Raw genomic sequence first — 16,292 nt, 5'->3', positions numbered from 1 at the left:
GGCTCAACGGGCTTGTGAAGTGATGTTCCGGGCGATCCTGATCCACTCGAACACATCCTTCGGGTGGCCCTGTTTGTTCACCTCTTCGCGCTTCATGCCGGTGCGTACCATCACGGTGCGCTCGTGCGGGATCACCACCACGTACTGGCCGTGGAAGCCGCGGCAGTACCAGATGGGTTTCCCGTCCAGCTCAGCAAGCCACCAGAAGTACCCGTAGCGCTTGTTAGGGCCATCTCCGTCGGAAAGGTCGGCGGGTGTGATGCTCGCTTGCCAGAACTCCAACGGAAGGATGCGTTTGCCGCGCCACAGACCGCTGTCGAGGTACAATTGACCGATACGGGCAAAGTCGCGCGCGGTAGCATACAAGCAGCAGAACGCTTTGAAGTCACCGTCCGGGCGGTCCTTGCCCCAGTACGCCTCGTGCTCCGAGCCGAGCGGTCCCCAGATCTTCTCCTGCACCAGTTGGTCCAAGGGTTGGCCATGGATCTTCTCCAAGACCTCGGCCATTACCTGCGTGCTACCGCTGATGTAGTCGAACTTGGTTCCCGGCGTATCACGGCAGGGCTGGCCCAACGACAATGCGCGCACGTCGTCGCCGTAGTAGCCCTTGGCGTTGTCGCTGAACGGATCGGCGCCGCTCTCGCTCCAGTCGAGCCCGGTGCTCATCGTTAGCACATGTCGCAGGTTGATCTCCTTCTTGCAGTCGGCATCATCGAACTCCGGCAGGAACTCCCCGACTTTCCGGAACACGTTGTCCAGCTTGCCTTCCTGCATGGTGATGCCCGTGAGCAGGCTCACGTAGCTCTTGGCCACGCTGAAGCTGTTGCTCACGCTGTCGGCGTTCCAGCCGTTCCAGTAGTTCTCGTAGAGCAGGCTGTCGTTCTTGATCACCACGAAACCAACGGAGTGCAGCTCTTTGAGCTTGTCCTCATCGGCGGTCGCGAGCGCCACTTGGCCGTTCATGCGGTGCATGGGCCAAGGTTGCGGGTTGCGTGCAGCGATCGGTTCACTGGGAAAGAAGTCGCGGTCGTCGATCTCGGGCGCGGTGCGGCCAATGAGGTACGTGAAGCGCACACCGCTGAGGATGTGCTTGTTGCCCGTTGCATAGAGCAGCCCGGCGAGCACCACGAGGATGCCGGCGAGCCAGAGGAGGATCTTGCGGAGGAAGCGCATGCAGCGAATGTAGCCACCTGTAGTACCGCCCGTTGTTGGGCGGTACCTTCACGGCCGTGCTGCAACGCCTTCTCTCCCCACTGCTGCAATGGATCCCCCAAGACATCCGGGACCTGTACTACGATCACAGGGCGAGCAACGAGCTGACCCGGTGGGAAAAGAACGGCACTAGGGGAGTGCCGGTACCTCACCTGATCAAGCAGCGGATCATCGAGCGGTACCGCCAACAGAGCGGGGCCAAGGTGTTGATCGAGACGGGGACCGCGTTCGGTGCCATGGTGCGAGCGCAGCTCGGGAAGTTCGAGCGCATCCACAGTGTGGAGCTTAGTGAGGTGCTATGGCGCAAGGCCGTGGCCCGGTTCAAAGACCATGGCCATGTATCCATCCACCAAGGCGACAGCGGGAAAGTTCTTGCGGACCTGGTACCCAAGCTCGACGCGACGGCCCTCTTCTTTCTGGACGGGCACTACTCCGCGGGGGTTACGGCGCGCGGTGATGTTGACTGTCCCATCGATGCGGAACTGGCAAGCATCCTCGTCTCACCCTACCCGCACGTATTGTTGATCGATGACGCGCGGCTCTTTGTGGGGCGGAACGACTACCCCACATTGGACGCCCTGCGGGAGACGATACTTGCCAAGCGCCCCGGAAGCTCCTTCGAGGTGGAGCTGGACATGATCCGTGTGGTGCTCAAGTGAGCCGCTCGTATTGATGGGATCACTGCGGTGGCAGTGCCAGGGTGGCGCCCGGCACGAGTTCCACATCGAACAGGTCCGCCAGCTCCAACTTCAACCGGTCCTTCACCTCGTGCATGTCCACCTGCCGCCCCAGCTCCCAGGCAAGGCTCGTCACACCCTTGTCCGCAATTCCACAGGGAACGATATTGTTGAAGTAGGAGAGGTCGGTGTTCACATTGAAGGCAAAGCCGTGCATGGTGACCCACCGGCTTGCGCGGATGCCGAAAGCGCAGATCTTCCGTGCTTTCGCAGGTTGGCCGGCGTCGACCCACACACCGGTAAGGCCATCGATCCGGCCGCCCTTGATGCCATAGACCTCCAGTGTGCCGATGACAGCCTCCTCCAACGTGCGCAAGAAGCGGTGGATGTCGGTGAAGTGATGGTCAAGATCGAAGATGGGATACCCCACGATCTGCCCTGGACCATGGTAAGTGATGTCGCCACCGCGGTCGATCGGGAAGAACTGCACGCCCCGCTCGAGCAGACCGTCCGCGTTCAACAACAAATGGCTCTGCTTGCCGCTCTTGCCCAGGGTGTAAACATGCGGGTGCTCGCAGAAGAAGAGGTGGTCCTCGGTGGGTACTTGGTCTTCCTCGGTCTTGTCGCGATTGGCCACTTTGCGGTCGATGGTCTGCTGGAAACGCCGCGTCTGCAGGTCCCACGCGGTGGTGTAGTCGATGAGGCCGAGATCATGGAAGTGGACCGAACGCATGGCGACCAGAGGTGTACAGGCGGGCGCGAAGTTGGGATGTGCACGCGCATACGCTGTGCATTGACAATGCGTTGTGCATCTTCATCCTTGAACCCACCCCATGCGAACCCTGACCCTCGCCCTGTTGTTAGCACCCCTGTTGTCGTTTGGCGCGGAAAAACCCATCACCACCCGCATCACTGCCGTGAAGGTGTTCCTGAGCGGTGCTGAGGTCACACGCACCGGCAGTATCGACCTGCCCAAGGGCACAAGCACGCTGCTGTTTGCGGGGCTGAGCGACGAGGTGGACCCCGCCAACATCCAGGTGAGCGGCAACGGCTCATTCACCATCCTGGGCGTGCAGCACCGGCTGAACTACCTGGAGGAAAAGCTGGACCGCGCCGAAGTGACCGAGCTGAAGGCAAGGATCAAGGCGGCGGAGGCCGACCTGACCAAGGAGAACAGTCTCTTGGCCGTGCTTGAGAAAGAAGACGCGCGGTTGGCGAAGAACGACGTCATTGCGGGTGACCAAGGGCTGAGCCTCGAGCAACTGCGCAGCATTAACGATTACTTGCTGGCGCGGCAGGAGGGTATCGCACTGAAGCGATTGGAGCGCCATGCCCGTGTTGATGATCTGAACGAACAGCTCAGGAAGCTGCAACTGCAACTGAACCAAGTGCAGGGCAAGAAAGCGCGCGCAACCAGCGAGGTGCTCGTGGAGGTGAGCGCGAACGCCGCTGTTGAAGCCGCCCTCACGCTCAAGTACATGGTGCGCAGCGCCGGCTGGAGCCCGAGCTACGACATCCGTGTGGCCGACATCACTAAGCCGTTGCAGCTCACCTACAAAGCGCAGGTGTACCAGAGCACAGGTGAGGAATGGAAGGATGTGCAGCTTGCCCTCAGTAGCGGCCAGCCGAACAAAGACGCGATCATGCCGGAGCTGCGCACCTGGCGCCTCGACTTCGGTATGCCACCTAGCGCGTACGCCACGGAGAAGAACTACAACGCCAATGTGCGCGATGTGCGCGGCATATTGCGCGACGCCACCACCGGCGAACCGCTCCCCTTTGCCACCGTGTCCCTGATGGATGCAGGGGGCAATATCCTCAACGGCACCGCCACGAATGCCGACGGCTACTACGCCATCGCTATTCCCGCGTTGGGCCGCACGCTGCAGTTCACCTACATCGGCTATCAGAGCCAGCACCTCAGCATCTACAACGGCACCATGAACGTGAACATGGCGCCCGTGTCCATTGAGCTGAAAGAGCTACAGATCCGTAGGTCGGGTGTCGAAAGGCTCAGCGCAAAGCAAATTGAGGCGATGCCAAGCATGTCGGGTGAGGCAGACCATTTGCTGCCGGGTCACTCGGGCGTGGTGTCACTGAACAGCACTCGTCGCATCCGTCGTCAAAAGATCGAATTCGGGGAGGACGATTACGATGCCATAGAGAACGTAAGCGCCAGTACGAGCCTGGCCGAAGCCGTCGTTCAGCGGACCACCACTTTCGAGTTCCCGATCAGCGTGCCGTACACCATCCCCAGCGACGGCCAGAACCACCAAGTGGGCGTGCAGGAGCAGGAGCTGAAGAGCACCTACCGTTACTACTGCACCCCCAAGCTCGACCTCGATGCCTTCCTCTTTGCACAGGTAACAGGATGGGAGGGTTTGAACCTGCTCGCAGGTCCGGCCTATATCTACTTCGAGGGGACCTACGTGGGCGAGAGCCTGCTCGACCTCGGTGGTGTGGGCGACACACTGGACATCAGCTTGGGCCGCGACAAAGGCGTGAGCGTGCAGCGCACCAAACGCAAGGACTTCAGCCAGCGGCAAGTGGTGGGCAACAAACGCACCGAGAGCGTGGGCTGGGAGATCGCCGTGCGCAACAACAAGCCGCAGGCTATCGAACTCACCATCACCGATCAGTTCCCAGTGGCCGCTCGCAACGAAATAGAAGTGAAGCTGGACGAGGACGGCGGGGCCGAGGTGAACGCCGAGAAGGGCTTCCTGACATGGAAGGTCGCGGTGGGGCCCCGCACCAACCAGCAGTGGCGCTTCGGCTATAGTGTGAAGGTGCCGAAGGAACGGGTGGTGGTGCTGGAGTGAACTACTGCTTGACGAATCGCGCTGAGGACCGTTTTCCCTCGGCCAAACACTGGAGCACGTAGGTCCCGGCCGAGAGGGTTGAAACATCCACCGTTTGCCGAACGTCTATGCCAAGAGGTCCAGCTATGACATGCCTGCCTGACAGGTCGAGAATCGTCCAAGAGCCCCCCGCCCCACCGGTGAACGGGACCTCGAAAACGATCTGATCCATGGCGGGGATAGGCGAGAGGGTTATTGAGGTCGACACTTGGTGTTCTTGGACTGAAACCAACGAACAGAAGTCGTAGGTCGTGTTGACCGGATGATCCACAACGATCATCGCAGTATCCACCACAGTGGCTGCAACCGGAACGATCAAGGGCAGGTCGAAAACCTCGACCAAGGAATCCGGCGGTTCCAGATAGTTGATCAGTTGGTTGGGCAACTCGATGAAGTTGCATCCAACAAGCGGATCGAGGGCCGTTCTGATCAGGAACGGACGCACCTCTGTAAAGCCGAACTGTGTGTCCTGTTCACGGTGGTAGCCGGCCAGCCACAGCGAATCCAGGGAGAACACATCGGCATTCACGGTTCTGGTCCGCCAGATGGGCGCACTCCACCATCCTGGAAGAAGCTCGAAGGTTCGGTCAACGAAAGACCCTGTGGTGTCCATGTGTGTCCAGCCCCAATGGGTCGTCTGCCAGATACCGCCATCGGTCCAAAGCAGTGGCTTGAAGTAACGCTGGTTCGGCTCCCAACGGTGCCGGTAGACATCGCCAGCAGCATCCATCCAGATCGCATAGTTGTACATCAACTGGCCGGCCTCGCGGTGGCCGGTCAATAAAACGCCACCGTTCGGACCAGCCACCATGGCGATCAGTCCGGTCTTCCAAGGGGCATTGCTAACCTCGATCGTACGATGCCAAAGCATGGATCCGGAGGAGCTGAGTTTGCAAGTCTCAATGACCCCGCTTGACGTGCCACAGGCAACGGCGACAACTAGACCACCATCAGTCGTTGCTGCCGACGCCAACTCCAGGCTCTGACAAAAGGTGAATGCGGTTGGCCAAGAGGTCGACCAGAGAAAAGTACCGTCGGCCGCAATGCATAGATGGGAGATATCCCCGACACCAACCGTGCTGAGCCCGTAGTTCGTTACGATGCTGGACCCGTTTGCGAGCGCGTCGATGCGCTTTGCACCGTAGAACATGGCAGGCGTTTCGACCGGTTGCGCATATCGTTTCGCCCAAAGAAGGTTTCCGGTGGTGTCGCATTTTGCGATGGTCTGGTGAAGGACGCTGCTGTCCTGATCGACCATGGACCAATACGCGCGATCGCAAAGCAAAAGTCCATCATCGGCCAAGACACCGGCATGAGCCGCGATCGCGGAAGCGGGCGCTGCTGTGAAGTGGACACTCTTGTTCCACTGCGGAACCCCGGCGCCGTTGAAGCGGATTATCCGCTCTGCGTACTGGGCTCCGTCCAGCTTCATCGCCCCGAATCCACCGCCATCGGCTGTCGGGTGGAATGAGAAGCTCCACAAGCTATCACCGGTGGGTGCGGAAATGAACTTCTGGAATTCCGATTGCGCGAGGACGGCGGTGGAGAAAACGACAGCAGTAAGAACGGCGACCATCTGTCGAGCGGAGGGTTTCATTTCCATGGCTTGGACCTTCTACTTCAAAGATGTTCATTGTTTGACTTCAGTCCATACCGACTGCGTCTTAACATTCAACCAACACGCCCGGATAGCTTCGCGCGGTTTTCCGGTCATGCTCACTCGGTCCCGCACCATCCTCCGCTTCCAGCGCACGCTGCGAATGGGATTGGTCGTGGCCGTGCTGGGCGCCTTGGCGGCGTTGTTCCAAGCCGTCGTGTTGGAGCAGGTGGGGCTCGATGCAGCGTTCGTACCAACGCTTCTGCGTTTCGCCGGTTCGGGGGCGGCAGCGGGGTTGGTCTTCGCGTTGGTGCACCTGTTCGTGCTGAGACCGCGCTTGCGGCAGTTCGCGTTCCTCAGCGCATGGGGCGTCGTGAGCATCTTGTTGCTCGTGGTGTTCCTGGTGGTGGCTTGGCGTACGGAACTCCCCGTTGGGTCCTATGCGTTCGTCGGCCGCTATGTGTTCGGTGTGCTGGTGGCTGGCGTGTTGATGATGGCCGTGCGCATCAGCGATCAGTACGGCAGCGGCGGCATTGCGCTGTTGTTCGGACGGTACAGCACCCCGCGCGAAGAGCAGCGCATCTTCCTCTTCTTCGATATGCGCAGCAGCACCAGCATCGCCGAGCAGCTGGGGCACAAGAAATACTTCAGCCTGCTCAACGACGTCTATGCCGATATCACCGACCCCGTCATTGACACGCGCGGCGAGGTGTACCAATACGTTGGCGATGAAGTGAGCGTGACATGGCGCATGCAGCGTGGCCTGAAGGAGCAACGCTGCCTGGAGTGCTTCTTCCGCATCCGTGAAAAACTACAGCAGCGCGAGGCATACTACCGCGCCACGTACGGCCTGCTGCCCGAGTTCAAGGCTGGCTTGCATTGCGGCGCGGTGACCACCGGCGAAGTGGGATTGGTGAAGAAGGAGCCCATCTTCAGCGGCGATGCCGTGAACACCGCCGCGCGTATCCAGAACAGCTGCAACCGCTTGGGGGTGGACATCCTGCTGAGCCAGGACCTGATGGATCATTTGCGCCTGCCGGAAGGCCGCTACCAGCGCAGGCCCATGGGGGAGATCAGCCTGCAGGGCAAACGGAACGCCGTGGCGCTGTGGACGATCGACAAGGTGGACAACAAGGCGAGCGCGACCGCGCGCTGAGCGATCAAGCGAACGCCTTCACCTCCTTCCGGAACGGTTCCTTCTCGAAGTGCTTCGGGTCCTTCACCTTGGTGGGGTGCTTGGCGTGGAACTCGAACTCGTCGCGGAAGTGACGGATGGCGCTGGCTACGGGCCATGCAGCGGCATCGCCCAGTGGGCAGATGGTGTTGCCTTCGATCTTCCGCTGGATGTCCCACAGCAGGTCGATATCGTCGGTGCGGCCTTGGCCGTGCTCCAAGCGGTAGAGGATCTTCTCCATCCAACCGGTGCCTTCGCGGCAGGGGCTGCACTGGCCGCAACTTTCGTGATGATAGAAGCGCGTGTGGTTCCAGGTGCTGCGCACGATGCACTGCGCATCGTTGTACGCGTAGAATCCGCCCGAGCCGAGCATGCTTCCGCTTTGGAAGCCACCATCGCTCAAGCTCTCGTAGGTCATCAGGCGCGGCTCGAACTTGGCCGTCTTGAAGTACAGCTCGGCCGGAATGATGGGCACGCTGCTGCCGCCCGGTACAACGGCCTTCAACGCGCGGCCTTCCACACCGCCGCAGTATTCATCGCTGTTGAGGAACTCCTCGCACGACACGCCCAGTTCGATCTCGTACACGCCCGGGCGCTTGATGTTGCCGCCCGCGCTGATGAGCTTCGTGCCGGTGCTCTTGCCCACACCGATCTTGGCGTACTCCTCGCCACCGTCGTTCACGATGTGCACCACGGCTGCGATGGTCTCCACGTTGTTCACCACGGTGGGGCATTCGTAGAGGCCTTTCACCGCAGGGAACGGGGGCTTGATGCGCGGATTGCCGCGTTTGCCTTCGAGACTTTCCAGGAGCGCGGTCTCCTCGCCGCAGATGTACGCGCCAGCCCCCACTTGCACATGGATGTCGAGGTCGTAGCCCGTGCCGAGGATGTTCTTCCCAAGCCAGCCTGCTGCACGCGCTTCTTCAATGGCCCGCTCCAGGATGCGGCTCACGTAGAAGTACTCGCCGCGGATGTAGATGAACGCCAGGTTGGCGCCCAGTGCGAAACTGCTCGTGATCATCCCCTCGATGAGGATGTGCGGGATCCGCTCCATCAAGTAGCGGTCCTTGAAGGTGCCCGGCTCACTTTCGTCAGCGTTCACCACCAGGTAGCGGGGCACACCGGGCGGTTTGGCCAGGAAGCTCCACTTCATACCCGTGGGGAAGCCCGCACCACCGCGACCGCGCAGTCCGCTCTTCTTCACTTCTTCCACCACGGCCTCCGGCGCCATGGTCTTCAGCGCCTTCTCCACGCTGCGGTAGCCGCCGTTCGCGCGGTACACGTCCAAGCCTTGGATGCCGGGCACGTTATCGTGCAGGAGCAGGAGTTTGCGGCCCATGTTCAAGAAGTAGCGAGTGACGAGCGGTGAGTGGTGAGTGGCAGCCTTGTCATCCCAAGCGCAATGGGGCCATGCTGCCACTCACCGCTCACCACTCGCAACTTTGCGTTCATCGGTCAGTGTAGTTGCTCTTGGGTTGGTTGCGCAATTCGTCCAGCAGTGCGTCCACACGATCGAAGGTGAGGTTCTCGTGGTACTTGGCCCCGCACTGGAGCATCGGTGCCGTGCCGCAACTGCCCAAGCACTCCACGCCTTTGAGCGTGAACATGCCGTCCTTGGTGGTCTCGCCGGCGTGCACGCCGAGCTTCTTCTCCAGATAGGCAATGATGTCGTCGCTGCCGCGCACCATACAGGGTGTAGTGCGGCACACCTCCAATACATGGCGGCCCACCGGGTGCAGGTGGAACATGCTGTAGAAGCTGGCCACCTCGTACACCTCGATGTGTTGCAGGCCCATCAATTGGGCCACGGCGTCCATGGCGTTCACGCTCAGCCAGCCGCCGTTCTCCGTCTGCGCGATGTGCAGCACGGGGATCAGTGCGCTCTTGCTGCGGCCCTGTGGGTAGCGGGCGATGATGCCCCGGCATTCGGCCAGCGCCGCATCGCTGAAGCTGAAGGAAGGCGTTCCCTCCTTGGTGGTGACGGCTTTGATCGTGGCGCCCATCTCAAGCGTCGAGTTCTCCCGCGATCACGTTCATGCTGCTCATGGTGAGGATCGCGTCGCTCAACATGCTGCCTTTGATCATTTCCGGGTAGGCCTGGTAGTAGATGAAGCACGGGCGCCGGAAGTGCAGCCGCGCCGGGGTGCGACCGCCATCGCTCACCAAGTAGAAGCCAAGCTCGCCATTCGCACCCTCCACGCAGTGGTACACCTCACCGATCGGCACGGCGGTCTCGCCCATCACGATCTTGAAGTGCCAGATGAGCGATTCCATCTGGTTGTACACGGCCTCCTTGGGTGGCAGCACCCACTCGGGCACATCGGCGGTGAAGGTCTTCTTGTCCGTGATCTTGTCCAGCTTCTCGAGTGCTTGCCGGATGATGCTGAGGCTCTCCCACATCTCCTGCTGGCGCACCATGAAGCGGTCGTACGTGTCGCCGCTTTGGCCCACCGGGATGATGAACTCGAAGTCTTGGTAGCCGCTGTAAGGGTCGGCAACGCGAACGTCATAGTCCACGCCGCAGGCCCGCAGGTTGGGGCCGGTGAATCCATAGCTCAACGCCCTGTCTGCAGGGAACGCGCCACAGTTGATGGTCCGGTCCATGAAGATGCGGTTGCGCATCAACAGGTTCTCGAACTCTTTCAGCGCCTTGGGGAAGTCCTTGACGAAGGCGCGGATCAACTCCCACGACTTGTCAGTGAAGTTGCGCTCGAACCCGCCAACACGGCCCATGTTGGTGGTGAGACGCGCACCGCAGACCTCCTCGTAGATATCGTAGATCTTCTCGCGTTGCTGGAAGATGTAGGTGAAGCCGGTGAGCGCACCGGTGTCCACACCGATCACACTGTTGCAGATGACGTGGTCGGCGATGCGCGCCAGCTCCATCATGATCACCCGCATGTATTCCACACGCTTTGGCAGTTCGATGCCGCAAAGCTTCTCCACCGTCATGTGCCACCCCATGTTGTTGATCGGCGAACTGCAGTAGTTCATCCGGTCGGTGAGGGTGGTGATCTGGTAGAACGGGCGGCGCTCGGCCAGCTTCTCGAACGCGCGGTGGATATAGCCGATGGTCTGTTCGGCGCTCTGGATCACCTCGCCGTCCAGCGTCAGCACGTTCTGGAAAATGCCGTGCGTGGCGGGGTGCGTAGGACCAAGGTTGAGCGTGTTCAGCTCCTTGTGGTCATCGGCGGGCACCAGATCGTGCTGCCAGTAGTCGGGACGTACGATCTCTTTGCTCATCGGCCGAACATGCTATCGTTCTTGTCCTCACGCGTAGGGTCCTCCAGCGGGTAGTCCTTCCGAAGCGGGAACGCCGGGAAGTCCTCCATGTTCAGGATCCGCTTCAGGTTCGGGTGGCCTTTGAATTCCAGACCGTAGAAGTCGAACGCCTCGCGTTCCATCCAGTTGGCGGTGTCCCACAGGTCGGTGAACGTGGGGAACACCGGATCCTTGATCGGCGTTTCGGTCTTGACGCGGATGCGGTGTCCGCCGCGCATGTTGTGCAGGTGGAACACGAGGCCCAATGCTTCGCGCTCGCTGTAGTGCATGCCGCATAGGGTGGTGAGGAAGTTGAAGCCCAACTGCTCCTTGCAGTGCTTGAGCACATCATGGGTCGCGGCTTTCTTCACCGTGATGACCATCATGTCCCCCTCGGCTGCGTTCGGGGTGACAATGCCGATGATGTTCTCGCCGAACGTCGTGATCAACGAATCGACCACCGCTTGGTCCTGGTCTGCTTTGATGGCGAAGGCTGGCACGCTTTGGTCGGGTTGGTTTTCTCCGCGCTCTCCGCGTCTCCGCGTGAGTCTCTTTCTGCTCCTCAGTCGATCTTGTAGGTCTTGAGCAGATGTTCGTACTCCTTGCTGTACCGGCGACGGAAACCCTCTTGGCCCACGAGCGCTTGGATCTTCAGGATGCCATCGATGACCTGCTCTGGTCGTGGAGGGCAGCCCGGGATGTACACATCCACCGGGATGATCCGATCAATGCCCTGCAGCACGCTGTACGTGTCGAAGATGCCGCCACTGCTGGCGCACGCGCCCATGCTGAGCACCCACTTGGGCTCGGCCATCTGCGTGTACACCTCGCGCACCACCGGGGCCATCTTCTTGGCAATGGTGCCCATCACCATGAGCAGGTCGCTCTGTCGCGGGCTGAAGCTGAGGCGCTCCATGCCGAAACGCGCCACATCGTAGTTGCTGGCCATGGTGGCCATGAACTCGATGCCACAGCAACTGGTGGCGAAGGGCAACGGCCAAATGCTGTTCTGGCGTGCCAGTCCCACGGCATCCTCCAGGCGTGTGGCGAAAAAACCGGCGCCTTCGTGGCCTTGGGGGCCTGGCACCACGGTGGGTTTGCCCAACGCAGGACGAGGTTCTACGGCGGTGTTGGGGCGGATGATCTCGTTGCTCATGGTCGTTCAGTCCATCCGTTTCACTCCCACTTGAGCGCGCCTTTCTTGATCACATAGAAGAACCCGGCCAGCACGAAGGCCAGGAACAGGAACATCTCCACGAGGCCGAACAGCCCAAGCGTCTTGAAGTTGACCGCCCACGGGTACATGAAGATCACCTCCACATCGAACAGAACGAAGAGGATGGCGATGAGGAAGTATTTCACGCTGAACGGCGACCGGGCGTTGCCTTCCTGCTCAATGCCGCATTCGAAGTTCTCGTTCTTCACCCGGCCGCTGCGCTTGGGCCCCAGCCATGCAGCCGCGCCCAAACCGATGGCTACGAAGCCAACGGCGATGATGGTCTGTATCGCGATCGGGATGTAGTCCTGCGGTGTATGCATCGGAAGGCGGTGCTAAGAAAGGGCTCGGCGGCCAGCCCCGCAAAGATGGCCCATCAGCACGCGCGATCAGACGTTCAGGCCCAGCGATACGAACACCCGCTCGCTGTTGCCGCACTTCATCATGTCCAGCTTGCCACCGCCCGTGCGCAAGAGGTCCATTAGAGGCAGTGCGACCGGGGTTCCGCCTTGGGCTTTCTCCAGCAGCACTTCCCGGTAGCGACGCGTTTGCTCGAACGGGCTCAGATCATTGGCCTCCTTCACGGCCAGGTCCAGCCGGTCGGCGGCGGCAGGGGCCATGTACATGCCGATGGCCATGCGATCACCTTCGTTACCCCGACCCAGGACCAACACCACTTCGGATACCTCGGGACCGAGGATGCTCTCCACGAGCTCGGTCGCCGAAAGCCAGGCCCGCATGTGGATGTTGCCACGCACGGCATCCCCGTCGGCACCCTTCTCAAGCATGCGAAGTACCACTTGTTGGATGCCCGCATTCATGTTCCCGCGGTAGGCCGATAGCACCCGATGCTTGCCAAGCAGAGCGGACCAGCCTTGTGGTGACAGGTCGAGCGGTGCGCAGCCTGCAGAGTCTTTGGCGGCAATGGAGACAGCCAGTCCGAACGCCCCCTCCGCCCCGTCTCCGGCAGTGATGATATGGCGCAGTCCCGTGTTGCTGCGTCGTGCCATTTCGATCAACCCCAATCCAGCGCCGCCACGATCGCTCACTTTATTGCCCTGTAGCCGCTCCAGGAAGAGTGTTTTCAGCTCGTCTTTGTCCAACCCGGCAAGGTGCTCCATGGCCGCGCGGAGCTTCGTGCTGTCCTCGGCACCTACTTGGTTGGTGGTGACCACCTCGAAGCCGTTGCCGCAGTCGCGCAGCAGCATGGTGCCTTTTGAAGTTGCGTCATGGGCCACACCATGCCGCACCACGTTCTGGAAAGCCTCCACCATCACATAGGCCAACCGGTTGCGAACGTCGCGCCCGGCTTCGGCCCGGTCCGCGAAAGCCTCTCCCAGTTGGATCAGGTCGGCTGTATGCTCGTCGCGGAAAGCCCCCGCGAAAACCCACGCACTGCGGTCGCTGCCCAAGGCTTGGTACAGCGTATGGGCCGTGTCGATCTGCATGTGGGGGTCCGGTCAAATATATCGGGCGGTCCTACGGCGGCTTAACACGGGCGGTTCCCGACCCGGGTACTTTGCGCCGGTCCATGGCCCACGCATCGTTGCTCCCTAAAGCCCGCGCCTTTGTGCGAAAGTGGTTCGCCGAACGCATTCCGGCACACCTGACCTTCCATGATCTGGAGCACACCCTGGCCGTAACGCGCACGGCGCTTGCCATTGGGCGTGCCAGCGGCTTGGGCGCGCATGATCTCCGTTTGGTGGAGCTCGCCGCTCTGTTCCATGACACCGGCTACGCCCGCAAGGCCAAGGGCCACGAGAAGGAAAGCGCGCGCATCGCGTCGACCTTCCTTGCCCGGCACGGGGTGTCGGCCGTGGATCAGTTGCGGATTCGTGCCCTCATCATGGCCACACGGCCGAGCGTGTCGCCGCGCGGGCCGTTGCAGGCCGTGTTGCGCGATGCCGACCAAGCCAAGGCTGGCCAGCCCGATTTCCTTGACAAGAGCGAGCGACTGCGCGAAGAGTTGTCGCACCGGCTGCCCAAGCCGCCCACCGCCAAAGCATGGTTGAACGCCAACATCGCATACCTCGAGGGTCATCGCTTCCATACGCGCTACGCGCAGCGGCGTTTCGGCATGCAGAAAGCGATCAACCTCGCCGACCTGAAACAGCGCCGTTCGGGGTCGCGGGAAGCTGCACGCGTGCAGGCCGTGCAGGAGCGCTTCATCGCACGGGACCTGAGCTGGCTCTCGTTCAATGAGCGGGTATTGCAAGAAGCCGAGAACCCGAAGGTGCCGCTGTTCGAGCGTGTGAAGTTCCTTGGCATCCACAGCAGCAACCTCGATGAGTTCTACCGGGTGCGGGTGGCCAGCTTGCGCAGCCTTGCGCAACTGAAACGCAAACAACGCAAGGTCATTGCCGAGCAACCGGCCAAGCTGGTCGCTGCGCTGAACCATGTGGCGGTCGGGCAGCAACGCCGGTTCGGCGTGGTCTGGCGGCGCACCATTCTTCCCGCGCTCTCCAAGCAGGGCATCCGATTGCTCGGCCCCCAGGCGCTTTCGGGGAAGCAATTGGTGTTCGTGGAACGCTGGTTCCTGCAGCATGCCGCCCCTCTGATCAGATCGGTCCCCGTCCGTGGGGGCGGCGCTTCGTTCATGGAAGACCGCAAGCTCTATTTCACGTGCCGCATCAAGCAGGGCCGGAAAGAGCGGCAGGTGCTGTTGAACATCCCGAGCTCGGAGCTCGGTCGCTTCGTGGAGCTACCGTCTGCGCGCGGCAAACGCGACCTGTTGTTCCTCGACGACGTCGTGCGCATCGGTCTGCCGCATCTGTTCCCCGATCAGAAGGTGATGGCCTGCCATAGCATCAAGCTCTCCCGCGATGCCGAACTCCACTTGGAGGAGGAGTACGCGGAGAACATGGTGGACAAAGTGCGCCGCAGCTTGAAGAAGCGCAAGACCGGTGTGCCCGCCCGGTTCCTGTACGACAGTGAAATGCCCGCCGGTATGCTGAATGCTCTTGTGCGGGCCCTGCGCCTTGTGCCTGCCGACCTAGTGCCTGGCGGCCGACACCACCACATGAGCGACCTGCTCACGCTTCCACTGCATGGAAAGGCAGCGCTGCGCGACACTAAGCATACGCCCATTCTCCCTCATGCACTGCGCGGCGGGCGAGGGCTTTTCCAATCGGCCCGGCACCGCGACGTTCTGCTGCACTTCCCTTATCACGACTTCGCGCACATCGTGGACTGGCTGAAACGAGCGGCGCATGACCCTGCGGTGAAGCGCATCGCCGTTACACTGTACCGCGTGGCCGATGGAAGTGCGGTCTGTGCCGAGCTGCTCAACGCATTGGAACGCGGCAAAAAGGTGACCGTCTTCGTGGAGGTGCAAGCCCGGTTCGACGAAGGCAGCAACCTGTATTGGGGTGCACGCCTCGAGAAGGCCGGCGCGACGGTGCTCTACAGCTACGCGAACCTCAAGGTGCACTGCAAACTGTTGCTCATCGATCGCACGGAGGGCGGCCGCAACAAACGATACGCCTACCTGGGCACCGGCAACTTCAACGAACGCTCATCGCGCATCTACTCCGACATCGCGTTGATCACCAGCAGACCGGAGATCACCGAGGAGGTGGCGGCCGTCTTCCGCCATTTGGCCGATCGGCGCACCCCCCTGCGCACCAAACGGCTCTTGATGGCCCCCGACGGGTTACGGCCGGCCCTGGAGACGATGATCGATGATGAGGCCCGCCGCGCCCGACAAGGAAAAGCATCGGGCATCCTGCTCAAGCTGAACAGTCTGGAGGACCGGGCCCTCATCAGCAAGCTCTACCACGCCAGCAATGCCGGGGTGCCCGTGCGCATCATTGTCCGGGGCATCTGTTGTTTGGTGCCCGGCGTTCCTGGCCTGAGCGCCAACATCGAAGTGATCAGCATTGTGGACCGCTATCTGGAGCATGCCCGGGCCTATGTGTTCCACAAGGATGGGGACCCCTTGGTGTACCTGAGCAGTGCTGATCTGATGGAGCGCAACATGGACCGCCGGATCGAATGCGCTTTCCCGATCGTGGACGATGCGCTGCGCCGGGAAGTGCTCGATGTCCTTGGGCTCCAGTGGCGCGATAACGTGAAAGCCCGCGTGGTCGATGAAAGCCTTCGAAACGCCATGCGAAAACGCCCACGGAGCCACGCAGCGTTGCGAAGTCAGGAGCAGACCTATGTACTGCTAAAGCGCCGGAACCGTTAAGTGAGTGAGCGGATGGTGGGGAGGGCTCGGTTTACCTAACCCTATGAGACGATGATCCTTGCAGGTCCCTGATTCCTGCAACCGGCCCTCCCCGTATGCATCCACTAT

General features: G+C 61.2%; 14 protein-coding genes. 4 read left to right on the top strand and 10 right to left on the bottom strand.

Going from position 1 to position 16,292, the window contains the following annotated elements; all coding sequences use genetic code 11:
- Positions 1-3: 3 nt before the first annotated feature.
- Entirely contained in the window at positions 4-1,173 is a 1,170-nt protein-coding gene (locus IPJ76_07925; GenBank protein QQR88124.1) for a serine hydrolase, read from the bottom strand.
- 56 nt (positions 1,174-1,229) lie between these two features.
- On the opposite strand from IPJ76_07925, the gene IPJ76_07920 reads away from it, so the two are divergent.
- A complete protein-coding gene (locus IPJ76_07920; GenBank protein ID QQR88123.1) occupies positions 1,230-1,871 on the top strand; it encodes a hypothetical protein in 642 nt (213 codons plus the stop codon).
- Positions 1,872-1,890: 19 nt separating this feature from the next.
- Here the strand turns inward: IPJ76_07920 and lipB are convergent, their stop codons facing one another.
- Positions 1,891-2,622: a lipoyl(octanoyl) transferase LipB gene (gene lipB / locus IPJ76_07915; GenBank protein QQR88122.1), complete on the bottom strand. Its 732-nt coding sequence runs from the start codon at positions 2,620-2,622 to the stop codon at positions 1,891-1,893.
- Between the two features lie 100 nt (positions 2,623-2,722).
- On the opposite strand from lipB, the gene IPJ76_07910 reads away from it, so the two are divergent.
- Positions 2,723-4,708 (top strand): mucoidy inhibitor MuiA family protein, encoded by a 1,986-nt coding sequence (locus IPJ76_07910; GenBank protein ID QQR88121.1) that lies wholly within the window; start codon positions 2,723-2,725, stop codon positions 4,706-4,708.
- Position 4,709: 1 nt separating this feature from the next.
- On the opposite strand, the gene IPJ76_07905 is transcribed toward IPJ76_07910, so the two are convergent.
- Positions 4,710-6,350, bottom strand: coding sequence for a T9SS type A sorting domain-containing protein (locus tag IPJ76_07905; protein QQR88120.1), 1,641 nt, complete (start codon positions 6,348-6,350; stop codon positions 4,710-4,712).
- Positions 6,351-6,459: 109 nt separating this feature from the next.
- Here IPJ76_07905 and IPJ76_07900 point away from each other — a divergent pair, with 109 nt between their 5' ends.
- The gene (locus IPJ76_07900) at positions 6,460-7,500 is read left to right on the top strand and encodes an adenylate/guanylate cyclase domain-containing protein (protein ID QQR88119.1); all 1,041 of its coding nucleotides are present in this window, start codon (positions 6,460-6,462) and stop codon (positions 7,498-7,500) included.
- 4 nt (positions 7,501-7,504) lie between these two features.
- Here the strand turns inward: IPJ76_07900 and nuoF are convergent, their stop codons facing one another.
- The 7 genes from nuoF to IPJ76_07865 all read right to left on the bottom strand — a co-directional run bounded on the left by nuoF (position 7,505) and on the right by IPJ76_07865 (position 13,443).
- Complete coding sequence (nuoF, locus tag IPJ76_07895) at positions 7,505-8,857, bottom strand: NADH-quinone oxidoreductase subunit NuoF (GenBank protein ID QQR88118.1); 1,353 nt, start codon at positions 8,855-8,857, stop codon at positions 7,505-7,507.
- Between the two features lie 109 nt (positions 8,858-8,966).
- The gene (locus tag IPJ76_07890) at positions 8,967-9,521 is read right to left on the bottom strand and encodes an NAD(P)H-dependent oxidoreductase subunit E (GenBank protein ID QQR88117.1); all 555 of its coding nucleotides are present in this window, start codon (positions 9,519-9,521) and stop codon (positions 8,967-8,969) included.
- Position 9,522: 1 nt separating this feature from the next.
- Positions 9,523-10,761 carry an NADH-quinone oxidoreductase subunit D gene (locus IPJ76_07885; GenBank protein QQR88116.1) on the bottom strand — a complete coding sequence of 413 codons (1,239 nt, stop codon included), beginning with the start codon at positions 10,759-10,761 and terminating at the stop codon, positions 9,523-9,525.
- A complete protein-coding gene (locus tag IPJ76_07880; protein ID QQR88424.1) occupies positions 10,758-11,165 on the bottom strand; it encodes an NADH-quinone oxidoreductase subunit C in 408 nt (135 codons plus the stop codon). Before IPJ76_07880 ends, IPJ76_07885 begins: the two co-directional genes overlap by 4 nt.
- 176 nt (positions 11,166-11,341) lie before the next feature.
- Positions 11,342-11,935 (bottom strand): NADH-quinone oxidoreductase subunit B, encoded by a 594-nt coding sequence (locus tag IPJ76_07875; protein ID QQR88115.1) that lies wholly within the window; start codon positions 11,933-11,935, stop codon positions 11,342-11,344.
- Positions 11,936-11,955: 20 nt separating this feature from the next.
- A complete protein-coding gene (locus IPJ76_07870) occupies positions 11,956-12,318 on the bottom strand; it encodes an NADH-quinone oxidoreductase subunit A (protein QQR88114.1) in 363 nt (120 codons plus the stop codon).
- A gap of 66 nt (positions 12,319-12,384) precedes the next feature.
- Positions 12,385-13,443, bottom strand: coding sequence for a hypothetical protein (locus IPJ76_07865; GenBank protein QQR88113.1), 1,059 nt, complete (start codon positions 13,441-13,443; stop codon positions 12,385-12,387).
- 83 nt (positions 13,444-13,526) lie between these two features.
- Between IPJ76_07865 and ppk1 the strand changes: the two genes are divergently transcribed.
- Entirely contained in the window at positions 13,527-16,184 is a 2,658-nt protein-coding gene (ppk1, locus tag IPJ76_07860; GenBank protein QQR88112.1) for a polyphosphate kinase 1, read from the top strand.
- Positions 16,185-16,292 lie beyond the last annotated feature (108 nt).

This window comes from Flavobacteriales bacterium, from assembly GCA_016699575.1.
In the GTDB taxonomy this organism is placed as follows: domain Bacteria; phylum Bacteroidota; class Bacteroidia; order Flavobacteriales_F; family PHOS-HE28; genus PHOS-HE28.
Note: the sequence above shows the minus strand (reverse complement) of the source record. Positions and strands in the feature narration are given on the sequence as shown.